Raw genomic sequence first — 16920 nt, forward strand, 5'->3', positions numbered from 1 at the left:
GCCAGACAAGTGGATGTGCGTACTTGTTTGAACTCCTTTAATAGTAGTGTCTTTGTGCTATTAAATAGAACTTAGTAGAATATTTAACGTTTCGACCAATTCATCGGTGCGAACTTCTAAAGCTTCTCCTGTTTTTCTAAGTTTTAATTCAACAATATTTTCTTGAGCCTTTTTCCCTACTGTAATACGGATAGGCATCCCAATTAAATCTGAATCTTTAAATTTCACACCGACACGTTCATTACGATCATCAAGCAATACAGAAAAGCCAGCCTGTTGTAATGATTCATATAAATCATTCGATAAACTTACTTGGTCCTCTGCTTTCATGTTGACCGGAATCAAGTGCAATTCATATGGTGCGATGTGTCTTGGCCAATTCAAGCCTTCTTCAGTAGCTTGTTGTTCAGTGATAGCTGATAATAAGCGACTAACACCAATTCCGTAACAGCCCATTACAACAGGGATAGAACGACCATTATTGTCTAATACTGTCGCATTCATAGCTTCTGAATAACGAGTTCCTAGTTTAAAGATGTGACCAATTTCAATTCCTTTTGCAAATTTCAATACACCTTGTCCATCTGGAGATAGCTCGCCTTCTTGAACAAAACGCAAATCAATATATGTCTCAATGTTCGAATCACGTTCTAAGTTTACATTTAAGTAGTGATAACCGTTTTCGTTAGCTCCTGCAATGGCATTTGTCATATCTTGAACATAGACATCGGCAAGGATTCTAACGTCGTCATTAACGCCTATAGGTCCGATTGAACCAGCGTTAACACCTAGGTATTTCACTGTTTCTTCTTCCGTTGCTAATTCTAAAAAGGCTGCATCAAGATAATTTTTCAATTTCACATCATTTACTTCATGATCGCCACGAACAATCACTAAAACAGGTTTTTCATCTGCAATAAATAATAAGCTCTTCATAATTTTTTCTGGTTCGACTTCTAGGAACGAGGAAACATCAGCAATTGTTTTGCTGTTTGGTGTTTCAATTTTTTCTAACTCTTTTTCATTTTCCAGCGATTTTTTGTGCATATGGAAACTAGTAGCCATTTCTAAGTTAGCTGAATAATCACTTGAATCAGAATAAACAATCGTGTCTTCTCCAATATCAGAGATTGCCATAAACTCTTTAGAGTTGCTTCCACCCATCGCTCCTGCATCTCCAATAATGCTACGGAAATTCAATCCGCAACGTTCAAAGATTCTTGTATAAGCTTTTTCAAAATCTTGATACGTTTCATCTAAACTTTCGAAACTATCATGGAAAGAATAGGCATCTTTCATTAAAAATTCTCTTCCTCTTAACAGGCCTGAACGAGGTCGTTTTTCATCTCTAAATTTTGTTTGGATTTGATACAAAGAAAGCGGCAACCGTTTGTAGGATGTGATTTCATCACGGATCAATGTCGTGAAGGCTTCTTCATGAGTAGGTCCTAAAAGGTAGTCACGTCCATGACGATCTTTTAATTTCATTAAATCTTCGCCATACGTTTCATAACGTCCAGATTCTTCCCATAATTCGCGAGGCAATAGAGAAGGCATCAACATTTCAACAGCATCGATTTTTTCAAATTCTTCACGCATAATCGTTTTTAATTTTTCTAATACACGATTTGCTAATGGTAAGTAACTATAGACCCCACTAGATAGTTGTCTGATGTATCCTGCTCTTAATAACATTTTATGACTTAACACTTCTGCTTCATTAGGTACATCTCTTAAAGTTGGAATAAATAATTTTGATTGTTTCATGGGTTACTGTCTCCTTTTTGACACGCTAATTAGTCTATAAATGATTGTTTTTTCTAGTTATCAGTTAAAAAAATATCGTTGGATATCATTCCAGGTAACCAATACCATTAATACTAATAGTAAACCTACCCCTATTAAGGTAATGATTCCTTCTTTTTCCTCACTCAATGGTTTTCTACGTATACCTTCAACAATGTTTAAGAGCAATTTCCCACCGTCAAGCCCTGGAATAGGCAATAAATTGACGATACCTAAATTAACACTTAAAACAGCTAGCCAGTTCACTATTCCAATCAAGCCTGTTTTAACGACTGATTGTGTTGTTGCATAAATGGCTACTGGACCACCAAACATATCAATTGAAAAACCTTTTGTAAACATTGAACCCAATACTGTAAATAGTTGAGTGATTAATGCCCATGTCTGAACAAAACCAAAACTGATTTTAGCCCAAAAGGAGGTTTCTAGAGATGCTTGCACGCCGATTTGTCCTACTTCTGTTCCGTCAGCTGCTTCATTAGCAGATGGAGTTACCGTTAGAGTCTTTTCAGTACCATCTTTTGATTCAACTTGAAAAGTCAATTCCTTTTCTGGATTTAGCTGAACCATTTCCACCATTTCATTCCATGTAGCGATTTTTTCATCGCCGATTTGAATAACTCGGTCGCCTTCTTTTAAACCAGCTTCTTCTGCTGCACTATCTGGTAAAATATCTCCCAATACATTTTCTTGGCTGACTACTCCGCCTTGTAAGAATGCCAGTACAATAAAAGCAACGATTGCTAAAATCATATTATTCATGGGACCTGCAAAGTTTGTCATCATTCTTTTTGGCAAACTAGCTGATTGGAATTGGACATCAATAGGTGCAATCTGCACTTCTGTTCCATCTTCCTCAATGATCATTGCATCTCTCAAAACAGGGTAGCGTACTAGATTCGTCTCATCTCCGGCTAAATAACCTTCAACATATAACTCTTTTTCAAGATCGATTGAAGTTACTTCCATCGGTACCGCATCTAATAATTGCTTTTTCTTATACGTATTGATCAGCGACACTTCATTTGCATCGTTTACGATTAAACCAATAGGCGTTCCGGGCTTGATTTCTGATTCTTCTTCATAGCCTGCCATACGCACGTATCCGCCTACAGGTAAGATACGAATAGTAAAAGTTGTTTCTCCTTTTCGATAAGAAAATATTTTCGGACCAAATCCAATTGCGAATTCTCTAACTAAAATACCTGCTCTTTTAGCAAAATAATAATGTCCAAACTCATGAAAAATCACTAAAATACTAAAAACTATAATAAAAGTAATAATGGTAGCGATCATATACTCTCTCCTTTGTACTTCACTAAAAAAGTTTTTCTTTTTATATTATCAAACAGTTAACACGTTTATATAGATAAGGAATACTACGTACAAAACAAGTTTAATTCTATCATAATTTGAATACAATAACCATTCGACTTAAAGATTTATTATTCGTAAAAGAAAAGTAGCCATCGCAATAAAGGATAACTACTTTCTGTTTCAACATATTTTTAAATTAATCCTGAAAAATACAGGATAGGCAAAACGAATAACAGACTATCAAAACGATCTAAAATGCCACCATGACCAGGCATTATTTTACCAGAATCTTTTACATTGTAGTAACGTTTAAAAGCCGATTCCACTAAGTCGCCTAATTGACCTGCAATTGAAAGAATCACTGTCAATACCAGCATCCAGCCTAATGGATTGTCTTGTGGATAAAACATCAGGTAAATAACAGCAACTATAAGAGCCATAATGATGCCACCTACAGAACCTTCAATAGTTTTGTTAGGGCTGATTGAAGGAGCTAGCTTATGTTCCCCTAATTTTCTTCCAATCATATACGCTCCAATATCTGTTGACCATACAACAAATAACGTAAATAAAAGTAAATCTAATCCATTTTCTCTTGTCAGTAAGAGAAATTTAAAGCCAAAACCTATGTACATTACCCCTAAAATAGCTACTGCTGCATCATCAAATGTAAAATTATTTTTTGAAAACACAGTGCAAACTAATAATAATAAGGTAAAGAAGTACAATACGGTTTGTGTATTCACATGAGACGGTAAGAATGAGGCTGTATAATGCGGGAATAATAATCCTAATAAAGCTAATATAGAAATAATGCCTTCAACTGAACCTAATTTGTTGCCTTTCATTCTGAATAATTCAAATAATGCAATGACCCCTAATACTGCAACCACTAATTCTAATATCCATGACCCTATATAAACTACTGGGACAAAGAGAATAATTGCAACGATTGCCGAAATAACACGTTGTTTCACTAATATGTCCTCCTAATTCTCTTATAATCCTCCAAAACGACGGTGTCGTTTTTGATAAATCGCTATCGATTGTTCTAAAGCTTGCTCATTAAAATCAGGCCAAAGAGCTTGAGAAAAGTAAAACTCACTGTAAGCATTTTGCCACAACATAAAATTGCTAATTCGCTCTTCACCACTCGTTCGAATCATAAAATCAACGTTTTGATACTCATTTAATGTATGAGTCATTAAGCAGTCTTCAAATACAGACTCCGTTATATCATCTATGTCTAGTTCTCCTGATTTAACTTTTTTTGCAATCGCTTTTGAAGCTTCAATCAATTCACTGCGTCCGCCATAATTCAGCGCGAAATTTAATACCATACCCGTATTGTTCTCAGTATCTTTTATAGCCTTTTCTACCGCATTACGAGTGTGTTTAGGCAATTGACCAATAAAGCCGATAACTTGAACTCTAACATTCTGTTCCATTAATTCAGGGACAAAAGTATCAAAAAAATCAACTGGTAATTGCATTAAGAAACTGACCTCATCATCAGGTCGTTTCCAATTTTCAGTTGAAAATGCATAAAGTGATAACACTTTAACACCAATTTGACTTGCTCTTTTGGTGATTTTTTTGACCGTATTCATTCCTTCTTTGTGGCCTGCAACTCGCGGCATAAATTTTTTCTGAGCCCAACGTCCATTTCCGTCCATAATGATCGCAATATGTTTAGGAATTTTATCATCAATATTAAAAGAGACGGTTGACATCTCATCTGTTTTTTGACTTCTTTTATTAAATAATCCTTTCAAGTGATTCCCTCCACTTCGTAATTCACCATTACTCATTGTAGCAAAAAAGAAAATAAAAGCCTACAAAATTTAATAAGAAACGGCTTTTTTAGCAAATAATTAAGAAATATTTACAAGTTAAAATAGCTATTTTCCTGTTTTATACACCCTTACCTTTATTATTCTACTGCTAATAATGATAGAAAGCCTTTTAGTAGGCTCAAAAAACGAAAAATGTTATAATACATTAAACCTAGTTAGGAACTTAAGGAGGATTTTAATATGAAAAGACAAATCAAAAAATTCATCGTCGGTTTAATTATTTCTGCTGTAGTAACCAAATTAACAAGTTTGTTAATGGGCGAAGACAAAAAGACAGCTTAACTGGATATTTCCAAAAGCAAAAGTACTTTCGGCCTCTATCTTTGTAGAGGTCGAAAGTACTTTTTTATATGATAAGCTTTATTTTGTTGCTCAATTTGTATTATTTTCAGTAAAGCCTATATAAGCTACCTAGTTTATTTGCTGTAAAATCAGCTTCTAAGCCCTTTAGAACAAGAACGTTCTCATTTTTCCCCATAACAAGGCAAGAGCGCTTATCTATTGATGAATACATCTTTATCAGACGAATTATAGTGAATAGTCGGATTAGCAGAAAAATGTTCTTTGATAAACTATTCTTTCTAGCTTTCTATCGTTCAATTATACCTAAAAAGGCTAAGACAATTGTCTTAACCCTTTTTAGTATCCTACATGTTTATTAAACGTCTAATAGTTCTTTTTCTTTTTCAGCTGAGATAGCGTCAATATTTTTCACGCTGTCATTAGTAATTTTTTGTACATCTTCTTCAAACGTACGTAAATCATCTTGAGTAATTTCATTATTTTTTTCAGCTTTTTTCAATTCATCAATTGCTTCACGACGAATGTTGCGAACTGAAACTTTAGCATTTTCAGATTCTTTACCAACTTTTTTTGCTAACTCTTTACGACGTTCTTCAGTTAATTGTGGAATCACTAAACGAATAACATTTCCGTCATTTGCTGGACTGATCCCGATATCACTTTGCATAATTGATTTTTCAATATCAGAGATTGAACTTTTATCGAACGGTGTGATCATTAATACACGCGGTTCTGGAACAGAAATTTGTGCCAATTGTTTTAATGGTGTAGGCGCTCCGTAATACACAACATTGATTCTATCTAATAAACCTGCATTTGCGCGACCAGCACGGATCGTTCCTAATTCACGTTGTAAAGCACTTTCCGTTTTAACCATTTTTTCTTTTGTTGTTTGTAAGATTGCGTTTGTCATATTATTTCCCCCTCACAGTTGTTCCAATAGTTTCACCTAAAGCAACACGTTTGATATTTCCAGTTTCATTTAAATTGAATACAACCAATGGAATGTTGTTATCCATGCTTAAAGAACTTGCTGTTGTGTCCATTACTTGCAAGCCTTTATTGATAATTTCTAAATGAGTTAATTCTTCAAATTTAGTAGCATTTTTATCTAATTTTGGATCTGCTGAATAGATACCATCTACATTATTTTTTGCCATTAAGATAACATCAGCATCAATTTCAGCTGCTCTTAATGCAGAAGTCGTGTCAGTTGAAAAATAAGGATTTCCAGTACCACCTGCAAAGATCACTACTCGTCCTTTTTCTAAATGACGAACAGCTTTTCTGCGAATATAAGGCTCAGCAATTTGACGCATTTCGATGGATGTTTGTACACGCGTTGGTACTCCTTCATTTTCAAGACAGTCTTGCAATGCTAAAGCGTTCATTACTGTAGCCAGCATTCCCATGTAATCTGCTTGAGCACGTTCCATTCCCATTTCAGAACCAACTTGACCGCGCCAAATATTTCCGCCTCCAACGACAATAGCAATTTCTACGCCTAATTCTTTTACTTCTTTTATTTCTTTACAAATTTCTTTTATTGTTGGTGGTTTTATTCCAAATCCAGTATCACCTGCTAAGGCTTCTCCGCTTAGTTTTAAAACGACACGTTTGTATTTTGGTTCAATCATTTGTCTTTCCCTCCATTGGCTCGTTCACTTTTATTATTTTACCATACTCAAACAAAAACTTCATTTAAAAGATATCTCTTATACTGGTTTGGCTAATAAGACTACTATGTAGCAAAAAGTTGAGATACACTAAAATCTGTCTTTTTTTCATAACCCTTAAAAGTGAGTGTTTCTGAAAAACGCTAGTAAAAAAGGGACGCAACTGCTGCGTCCCTTTTCAAATTGAAATCCGTTTATTTATTAACTTGATTCATAACTTCTTCAGCAAAGTTCTCTTCACGTTTTTCAATTCCTTCGCCAACTTCAAAGCGAACAAATGATTTAACTACAGCGCCTTTTGATTCAATGTATTTTCCAACTGTTTGATCTGGATCTTTTACAAATGGTTGGTCTACTAAAGAAATTTCAGCTAAATATTTGTTCAAACGTCCTTGGATCATTTTTTCAACGATATTAGCTGGTTTGCCTTCGTTTAATGCTTGTTCAGTTAATACTTTTGTTTCGTGATCGATTTCTTCTTGAGAAACTTGGTCACGAGAAACATATTTAGGATTGATAGCTGCGATATGCATAGCAATATCACGAGCAACATCTTCATCAGTTGTTCCTTCAAGAGTAACTAATACTGCAATACGTCCGCCCATGTGAGTGTATGCTCCAAAAACGTCTGCATCAGTTTTTTCGACACGTGCAAAACGACGTAATTCGATTTTTTCACCGATTTTAGTTACTGCTGCTAAAATTTCAGTTTCTACAGTACCGTCTCCAGCTTTAATAGATTGAGCATCTGCAACTGTTTCAGGATTTCCTTCAGCAATTGCTTCAGTTACATCTTTAACTAATTTTATGAATTGGTTGTTTTTAGAAACAAAGTCAGTTTCAGAGTTGATTTCTGTAATAGAACCAACATTTCCATCAACATAAACGCCAGCTAATCCTTCAGCAGCGATACGTCCAGCTTTTTTAGCAGCTTTTGCCATACCTGTTTCTCTTAAGTGGTCAACTGCAGCATCGATGTCGCCATCAACAGCAACCAATGCTTTTTTAGCATCCATCATTCCTACGCCGGTCATGTCACGTAATTGTTTAACTAGTTGAGCTGTTACTTTTGCCATTCTATATTTCCTCCTATAAGTTACATTATTCGTTATTCGATTTTTGTTTTAACTATTCTTTTACAAAAAAAAGGCTGACTCGTCAAGAAAGAAATGACGCCGCTTCGTAAAAAGTCGCTTCTCACTTCTCCCTACTCGAGACAGCCTTAAATAGTGTTAGTAATAAAATTGATTATTCAGCGTTGTTTCCTTCAACGACTTCAACGATTTCTTCAATTGAAGCAGTTTCAGAAGCTTCTGGAGCTTCAGCTGTGAAAGTTTCTTCAACGACTTCATCTTCACCTTGGTTTCCTTCGATCATAGCATCAGCCATTTTAGAAGTAATCAATTTAACAGCGCGGATAGCGTCATCGTTTGATGGGATGATAACATCGATTTCATCTGGGTCACAGTTAGTATCAACCATTGCTACTACTGGAATGTTTAATTTGTGTGCTTCTTGGATTGCAATACGTTCTTTACGAGGGTCAACAACGAACATTACATCTGGAATTCTAGGCATATCTTGGATCCCACCTAAGAATTTTTCAAGACGGTCACGTTGTTTGATCAAGATCCCAACTTCTTTTTTAGGAAGGACTTCAAAAGTTCCGTCTTCTTCCATTTTGTTGATAGCTTTCAAACGTTTAATACGTTTTTGGATTGTATCCCAGTTAGTTAATGTTCCACCTAACCAACGGTGGTTTACAAAGTATTGTCCAGCACGAGTTGCTTCATCTTTGATAGCTTCTTGTGCTTGTTTTTTAGTACCAACGAATAAAGCGATTCCGCCATTTTCAGATACTTCTTTCATGTAGTTGTATGCAGTATCAGCTAACTTAACCGTTTTTTGTAAGTCAATGATGTAGATACCGTTTCTTTCTGTAAAGATATAACGAGACATTTTTGGGTTCCAACGACGTGTTTGGTGACCAAAATGAACTCCTGCTTCAAGCAATTGTTTCATAGAAATTACTGCCATAATATGTTTCCTCCATTGGTTTTTTATTTTCCTCCTTCAAATTCAACTGTAAGGAGACTTGAAAAAATCAAGCACCGTCCTTTACATCCTTTGAAGTGTGAAATAATTTTTTTAGTGCTTTTAGCACCGTTAATTAGTATATATGATTTTAATGAAAATATCAACACTAACTAACGTTTTTTCATTATTTTACATCCCTATACTTAAAATTTCACGAATATCATCTTCCGATAACTGGCTTCCTTCTCTTTGGATAGATCCGTCTTCAGTAATAATTTGATCAAACAACGCTTTTTTCTCTTGTTGCAATTGATCGATTTTTTCTTCAATGGTTCCTTCAGCAATCAAGCGTAAAACTTGAACAACTTTTTTCTGTCCGATTCTGTGTGCTCTACCAGCGGCTTGTTCTTCCACTGCTGGGTTCCACCATAAATCGTAAAGGATAACCATATCGGCACCCGTAAGGTTTAATCCAGTCCCACCAGCTTTAAGTGAGATAAGGAAAACATCTTTTTCTCCAGCGTTGAATTTATTGACCATTTCAATACGCTCTTTTGGTTTGGTTTGTCCACTTAAATAGAAAGTATCCACTTCTTGTTCTGCCAGTTCTTTTTCAATAATGGCAAGCATAGAAGTAAATTGAGAAAAGATCAAAATCCGTCTTCCATTTTCTCTAGCTGTTTGAATTGTTTCTTTCAACTGTTCTAATTTACCCGAGTCGCCTTCGTAATCATCAATAAACAACTTAGGATCACAACAGATTTGTCTTAGACGAGTTAATCCAGCCAAAATCTCAATTCGATTCTTTTTGAACTCTGCCCCATCCATGCTATTGACACTTTCTTGGATTCGTTGCAAGTAAGCAAGATAGACCGTTTTTTGTTCTTTAGTCATTTGACTATATAAGTTAGTTTCAATTTTATTCGGTAATTCTTTCAGTACTTCTTTTTTGATACGTCTTAAGACAAATGGACGAATCATTTTTGCAATTTGTTCATTTGGTAAAGTTTTAAATTTTTTGATAGAAGGGAAAAATCCAGGCATGATCAATTGGAAAATTGCCCATAACTCTTCGATTTTATTTTCAATAGGTGTACCACTTAAGGCAAATCGTTTCTTTATGGATAAGTCTCTCAAAGCTTGGGATGTTTTAGTGTTATGATTTTTCACCATTTGCGACTCATCTAAAATAAGTGTACTAAAAGAAGCCTGCTTGTAATATTCCACGTCCTGTCTAAAACTAGGATAAGACGTAATCAAGACTTGATTTGGTTTAACATTTCCAACTAACTGCATTCTTTCCTCAGCTGTACCTGAAACCACTATACTTTCGATCGATGGTGCAAATTTTTCAATCTCAAAATGCCAATTGTAGATCAATGAAGCTGGAGCAACAATTAAGAAAGGATCATTTTGTCCTTTTTCTTCTATTTCAGATAGTATATACGTAATGACCTGAATGGTTTTCCCAAGTCCCATATCATCAGCTAAAATACCGCCAAATCCATATTTAGACAACATCTTCAACCACTGAAACCCAGTTACTTGATAGGGTCTTAATTCTGCTTTCAAAGTCTTAGGAACCGCAGCCTCAAATTCTTCTGGGAAATTCAGATCATGAATGAGGTTTTTGAATTTTTTGGATACCGTTCCTTTTGTTTTTTCATCCATAGCGAACTTTTCGTTCAATTCTAATCCTCGATAACTCGGCAATTGAATTCCGCCATTTTGAAATTTCTTGGTCACTCTCAATTCATTTAAAACATCACTAACTTGTTTAAAACTTTCTGATTCTAACGAAAGAATCGTTCCATTATCAAATTTATGGAAAGCTTTCTTTTCGACCAAACTTCTTAATACATCATCTACTTCTTCTGGAGTGATCCCTTTAATGTCAAAACGAACATCTAACAAAGAGCCTTCATTTTGAACATCAATAATGGTCTCAGGATCAATTTGATTTAAAAACATACTGTCTAATAAATCATCTACATAAACGGTTGCATCTAACTCTAAAGTTGGAATTTCTTTTGTAAACAAGTTGTAGAATTCGTCATCTCGAACCATTCGTTTCGTATAGTTGGTTTCTGTCCGATGATAATCAAATTCATTTAATTGATTAATAATTTTCATTTCTTTTTCACTATCTCTGATAATTTGTACGCCTTCTTCGGACAACTGATTTTTAGAAGGATCAGTAGATAGAATCATGTGTTTATAATTAAATTCCACAGTAGCGTGTACCGCCTCATTATGGTACTCAAAATAAACAGATGTTAATAAAGGTTCTTGAACGAAAGAATCTTTCAGTTGATCATCAATTGAGACATTTCCGATTTTTACGAGCAATGGCATTACATAAGCAGTAAAGTCCGGCATATCAGCAGGTTCAATCACAATATTGTCGCCACCAAAACGTTGTAAAAATTGTTGCAGCGGACGATAAGCACGCATTTGTTCTAAATTAGGTTGAAAGACAATATTGTCTGAAACAAACCAATCATATTCTTTTAAGTGACTATCTGCTAAACCCGTAATAGACAGAGTAATTGTGTTGTTCTTTTGAAAAATCTCAAACGAAAAAGGCATTTTCCCTTCGACAAACATCATCGTTTTATAGGTATCGTCTTTCGTAACAAAGGTTAAATTGCCACTATCTTGTAAATCTTGAATCGTATTTTCTGCTAGAGCAGTCATTAGTACCAAATAACGGTTATTAGTCAATAATGATTTAGCATCTTTATGCTCTCCAGAAATCAATTGGATTGATTTATATTGTTTATATAAACTTGTTAGGATATCACGATCTTCTTCTTCAAGAAAAATATCTTTAAAGTTGATTTCTTGACCTGCTTTTAATTCAAGTGTTTCTTTTTTGATAAAACTTTCTAAAAACAAAGGCAGATCTTTTATAATATACATTTTATCACTACCAGCTTTAAGGCTTAAAGCCAACACGTCAAAAGAAGTTCTTATCAGTGCAGTAGTCATCGGCTTGATTTCTATTCTGTATTCTAATTTCAGTGACTGTTTTTGTTTAGCTGTTACAGCCATTTTTCTATTTTCATTTAAAAATATACGTGTGAATGATTCTGTTAATTCTTGGCCTGGATTTGGAGAATCCACTGCTACTTTTTTAGCATTCTCAGCTGTCATCACTCGGCTGATTTTTCGGTCTCTAAGCTCTAATTCAACCGCAACAGTATGTTTACAATAACCATGATTTTTCCAATATAAACATTCACAAAAATCATCTTCTTTTGTTGATCCATCTAATTCAACATGAAAAATATCACTGCCCATAACTTCGGCAGACCATATTTTCTTATCAAAATTTGAGTTGACTGAAAGGACACGTTTTTCTGCAACATATTGTCTTCCTTGCTCAATAACGCGTTCAGGTATACTCCATTTCATTCAACATTCCCCTACTTTCTTGCTTTTCATATAATAATTATTTTTCAAGCACGCTTTTTCTATCTCTCTATTGTACGTCATTATGGTAAAAAAAGAAAATTTTTTCTTTTTTCATTGTATGCTTTCATTGTTTTTTCAGTAAAAAAAGCATGAGTCTATTTCTTTTCGGTCCCTAATAGTATAATGATCCAATAATTCAGTATACTATTAAAGATTACTACTTGCTAAAATACAAATTATGAATCATACTATTATTATGAAAATGCACTAGAAAAATGAATTCATGAGAGGTTGACGAACTTTGTTTTATAAAATTTTAAGAGCTGTTTTGCGTTTCCTATTAGCTATTTTAAACGGAAATGCGCATTATGAAAACCGCACCAAACTTCCAACAGATACATCTTATATATTAGTGGCACCACATAGAACTTGGATTGACCCAGTTTATCTAGCTATAGCTGCCAGTCCTAAACCATTTACTTTTATGGCAAAAAAAGAGTTGTTTAAAAATCCAATTTTGAGTTGGATCATTAGACACGCTAACGCCTTTCCAGTAGATCGTGCTAATCCAGGACCAAGTGCTATAAAAACACCGGTTAAAATTCTTAAAAAAGGCGATTTAAGTTTAATGATATTTCCAACTGGAACGAGACATTCAAACGAAATAAAAGGTGGAGCTGCTACAATTGCTAAATTAAGCGGTGTTCCGATTATTCCAGCGGTGTACCAAGGCCCGTTGACTCTTGGAGGCATTTTAAAAAGAAAAAAAGTAACAGTTCGTTTTGGGGATCCTATCACCATAGATCGCAAAGTTAAGCTGTCTAAAGAAAATTTAAAAGCAATCGACGAACAGATCCAACAAGCTTTTGATCAATTAGATATGGAAATCGATCCTTCATTTAAATACGAGTACGAAAAATAAAGAGAGAAAAGCCGCTGACTTTTCTCTCTTTATTTTATTTTTCTAGGTAAAGACCTTTATTTTGTAATTGATACATATCATAGTAAATACCATTTTTTTGGATAAGTTGATCGTGCGTACCACGCTCAATTATTTCTCCATGATCTAATACAAGAATCAAGTCTGCATCACGAATAGTAGATAATCGATGAGCAATTGCTAAAGTTGTACGACCTTTACGCATTTTCTTAAGCCCTTCTTGAATCAATGCTTCAGTTTCAGTGTCAATATTCGCTGTTGCTTCGTCTAAAATAAGAATCTTAGGATCCGTCACAATTGTACTTGCAAAAGAAATCAATTGTTTTTGCCCTGTCGAATAACTGGCTCCTCGTTCAATCACTCTAGAATCATACTGATTCGGTAATTTTTCAATAAATGTATCTGCTTGAACAAATCGCGCTGCTTCTTCAATCTGAAAATCAGTAATAGAAGCGTCCTTTAAACGGATGTTATCTTTAAGTGTTCCATAAAATAAAAAAGAATCTTGTAAAACTAACCCCATTTTTTTCCGCAATTCTTTCAGAGGGTAATTCTTGATAGGAATATCATCAATCAAAATTTCACCTTCATAAAATTCATAAAAACGCATCATCACATTGATAATGGAACTTTTCCCGCTACCTGTGTGACCAACTAATGCGATGGTTTGGCCTGGCAAAGCCGTGAATGAAATATCATTCAAAACATTATGTTTGCCATCGTAAGAGAAACTAACATGTTTAAATTCAATTTTGGCATCGGTTATTTCTGCATTAGCCGTTTCATTTTGCTGAGGAGTATACTCTTCGTTGTCTAATACGTTTAATACTCGACTGCTTGAAACAATTCCATCCTGAAAAATACTCAAACTGTCCATCATACTTGTCATTGGATTAAAGAAATTACGAGCATAAGAAGTAAACGCATAAATAACACCTACGCTAACCGGACCATTTAAAGCTTCATATCCAAAAAAGCCAAGAATAAAAACCAGTGAAAAAGTGTAGAGAAAATCAATTACCGGACTTAACAAAATAGAGTTTGTTTTTACCATTGCAAATCGTAATTTATAATAATCCATATTCGTTTCATCAAATTCAGCTTGCAATCTTTTTTCTTGACGAAATTGTTGAATGATACTCATTCCGTTGACCGATTCTGCTAATTTTGCATTTAGTGAACTTAGTTTTTCTCTCATATTTCGATACAGTCTTGAGCTGTGCTTTTGATAGTACCAGATAACAACACCTAATATAGGAATCAATGCAACGATCCAAAGAGAAATTTCCACATTAAGCAACAGCATTGCAAAAAGTGAAGTGGTTACCCCTAATATTCCTTGCAAGATCGTAAGAAACACTGACCAAAACTCTTTGATGGTCTCCGTATCATTTGTCACTCTAGTAACAATAGAACCTGCAGGAGTCTGATCGAAAAAACGCATACCTAAAGTGTGCAGTTTTTTGAATATCGCATTTCGTATATTTTCTACGGTTTTTTCAGAAGCCATATTGTATAAGTAAAGATTCAAATACCAAAAAACGATCTTCACGATAGTCATACCAAAATAAATGACAGCAAACAGTATGATGATATTATTCGTAGCTGCTCCTTTAGCTAAGTAATCATCAATAAACACTTGAAGGATTCTAGGTAAAATAATATTCGTAATGGCTAACAAAATTCCGAATACGATTCCACCTGCAAATTGTCCCTTAAAAGGAGACGCAAACTTAATGATACGTTTTAAAATAGTAACCTGTTCTTTAGCTGTAAATGATTTTGACCATGCCGATTCTTCTTGTGCCATTAGTCTGCACCTCCTTCAATTTTTCTTTCAAGCTGCTGACTATCAAACATCTCTTTATACCATCCATTTTGAAGAAGCAAATCAGCATGTGATCCTCTTTCAACAATTGCTCCATTATCAATAACAATGATTTCATCTGCATGCATTACACTACTGATACGGTGTGCAGCAATGATCGTTGTCTGTTCAGAACGTTCCTTTTTCAAAGCTGATAATATTTTTTCTTCTGTTTTTGCATCTACTGCTGATAAAGCATCATCAAGAATCAATAATTCTGGGCGAATGATCAATGCACGAGCAATTGAAATTCGTTGCTTTTGTCCTCCAGATAATGAAACTCCTCGTTCACCCACCACGGTATCATAGCCATTAGGCATCTCCATGATATCCGAATGAATGGCCGTCAGTTCTGCTGCTTTTTCTACTTCCTTTTGAGGCAAATACGGATCAGAAAAACGAATATTTTCTTTAATACTTGTTGAGAACAAAAATTGATCTTGCGGCACATACCCTATATGTTGCAATAAAGCATCTAACGTGTAATCTCGTATATCTTCATTGCCGTATAAAATATGTCCATGATACCGATCATACTCTCTTAACAGCAATCTAAAGATACTGGTTTTCCCTGCTCCTGTTTTTCCTACTACTCCAAGCGTCTGTCCACGTTTTAATTCAAAATGAATTTCTTTAAGTGCCACAACATCTGATTTAGGGTAAGAAAATTTTTCAATCGAATAGTGAATATCCCCTCTTATAGCTTTTGTTAAAGCTGAAGGTTTCTCAACGATTTTGGATTTTTCTAGCAACAATCTTTCAACGCGATCATAACTTGCGCTCCCGCGTTCTAGAATATTAAATAAACGTCCAATAGCAAACATCGGCCAAACAAGCATAGCAATGTAGTTAATGAAAGAAACGAGTTCTCCTATCGAAATCGAACCCGATCTAATATAAATTCCACCCATTATAATCGTTAACACATACGAGATTCCCATAATAAAGGTGATCGTAGGATCAAACAATGAATCGATTTTATAAACTTTTTTATTTTCTTTTACGACTTGGTGTGTTTTACTTCTAAATTCATCCACATCCTCATCTTCTTGTCCAAACGTTTTGATGACTTTCATTCCTGAGATACTCTCTTGTGCTTTATCATTCATATCAGAAAAAGCAGCTTGTGCTCCTCTAAAGCGTTCATGAAGCTTAGAACCTAAGACACGTGAGGCTACAGCGAGCAACGGGAGCGGAACTAAGGCAATCAACGTTAATCGCCAGTCAACGACTAAAGTCATCGCAATGATTGTTGTACCACCCGTAATAATCGAATCAGCTAATGTCAATATTCCGCCACCAGCTACGTTACGAACGGCAGTCAAATCATTAGTTGCGTGTGCCATTAAATCTCCTGTGCGGTATTTTTGAAAAAAACTATTATCCATTTCAGTAAAATGATTAAATAAACGTGTTCTAAGTATTCTTTCTAATTTAGCGGATGTTCCCCATATATTGACCCGCCAAATATAACGAAATAAATAACTCGCTGTCGCAGCTGCAATTAAAAAACTTAACCACTTTATTAATGTGGCAGAAGTTAGCGTACCTTCACTAACTTCATCTACAATAATTCCAATTATTCTAGGAGGTACTAGTTGTATTAATGCTACAAAGAACAGAAATACTATCCCTGTAATATATGCTTTCTTTTCTTGTTTGAAAAACCAACCCAACTTTTTATAGATTCCCATCGTTTTC

The 16920-nt window shown here is 34.8% G+C and carries 12 protein-coding genes; 1 reads left to right on the plus strand and 11 read right to left on the minus strand.

Going from position 1 to position 16920, the window contains the following annotated elements; all coding sequences use genetic code 11:
* Positions 1–60 precede the first annotated feature (60 nt).
* The 9 genes from NST49_RS09505 to NST49_RS09545 all read right to left on the minus strand — a co-directional run bounded on the left by NST49_RS09505 (position 61) and on the right by NST49_RS09545 (position 12412).
* Positions 61–1767, minus strand: coding sequence for a proline--tRNA ligase (locus NST49_RS09505; RefSeq protein WP_034536583.1), 1707 nt, complete (start codon positions 1765–1767; stop codon positions 61–63).
* 60 nt (positions 1768–1827) lie between these two features.
* Positions 1828–3102, minus strand: coding sequence for an RIP metalloprotease RseP (gene rseP / locus NST49_RS09510; RefSeq protein ID WP_341048285.1), 1275 nt, complete (start codon positions 3100–3102; stop codon positions 1828–1830).
* A gap of 212 nt (positions 3103–3314) precedes the next feature.
* Complete coding sequence (locus tag NST49_RS09515; RefSeq protein ID WP_251166065.1) at positions 3315–4100, minus strand: phosphatidate cytidylyltransferase; 786 nt, start codon at positions 4098–4100, stop codon at positions 3315–3317.
* A 21-nt stretch (positions 4101–4121) separates the two neighbouring features.
* A complete protein-coding gene (locus NST49_RS09520) occupies positions 4122–4898 on the minus strand; it encodes an isoprenyl transferase (RefSeq protein ID WP_341048287.1) in 777 nt (258 codons plus the stop codon).
* 739 nt (positions 4899–5637) lie between these two features.
* Positions 5638–6195: a ribosome recycling factor gene (gene frr, locus NST49_RS09525; protein WP_023177789.1), complete on the minus strand. Its 558-nt coding sequence runs from the start codon at positions 6193–6195 to the stop codon at positions 5638–5640.
* A gap of 1 nt (position 6196) precedes the next feature.
* A complete protein-coding gene (gene pyrH / locus NST49_RS09530) occupies positions 6197–6919 on the minus strand; it encodes a UMP kinase (RefSeq protein WP_023177788.1) in 723 nt (240 codons plus the stop codon).
* A 233-nt stretch (positions 6920–7152) separates the two neighbouring features.
* Positions 7153–8034, minus strand: a complete 882-nt coding sequence (gene tsf, locus NST49_RS09535) for a translation elongation factor Ts (RefSeq protein WP_023177787.1) — start codon at positions 8032–8034, stop codon at positions 7153–7155.
* A 172-nt stretch (positions 8035–8206) separates the two neighbouring features.
* Positions 8207–8995 (minus strand): 30S ribosomal protein S2, encoded by a 789-nt coding sequence (rpsB, locus tag NST49_RS09540; RefSeq protein ID WP_023177786.1) that lies wholly within the window; start codon positions 8993–8995, stop codon positions 8207–8209.
* Between the two features lie 189 nt (positions 8996–9184).
* Positions 9185–12412 (minus strand): DEAD/DEAH box helicase, encoded by a 3228-nt coding sequence (locus tag NST49_RS09545; RefSeq protein WP_034536574.1) that lies wholly within the window; start codon positions 12410–12412, stop codon positions 9185–9187.
* Positions 12413–12713: 301 nt separating this feature from the next.
* Between NST49_RS09545 and NST49_RS09550 the strand changes: the two genes are divergently transcribed.
* Complete coding sequence (locus NST49_RS09550; RefSeq protein WP_023177784.1) at positions 12714–13334, plus strand: lysophospholipid acyltransferase family protein; 621 nt, start codon at positions 12714–12716, stop codon at positions 13332–13334.
* A gap of 34 nt (positions 13335–13368) precedes the next feature.
* Here NST49_RS09550 and NST49_RS09555 read toward each other — a convergent pair whose 3' ends face one another.
* Entirely contained in the window at positions 13369–15162 is a 1794-nt protein-coding gene (locus tag NST49_RS09555) for an ABC transporter ATP-binding protein (protein WP_301425949.1), read from the minus strand.
* Positions 15162–16913, minus strand: coding sequence for an ABC transporter ATP-binding protein (locus tag NST49_RS09560; protein WP_023177782.1), 1752 nt, complete (start codon positions 16911–16913; stop codon positions 15162–15164). The genes NST49_RS09555 and NST49_RS09560 overlap by 1 nt, the downstream gene beginning before the upstream one ends.
* Between the last annotated feature and the right edge of the window lie 7 nt (positions 16914–16920).

The sequence above is a fragment of the Carnobacterium sp. FSL W8-0810 genome (assembly GCF_038007125.1).
Lineage (GTDB): Bacteria > Bacillota > Bacilli > Lactobacillales > Carnobacteriaceae > Carnobacterium_B > Carnobacterium_B inhibens.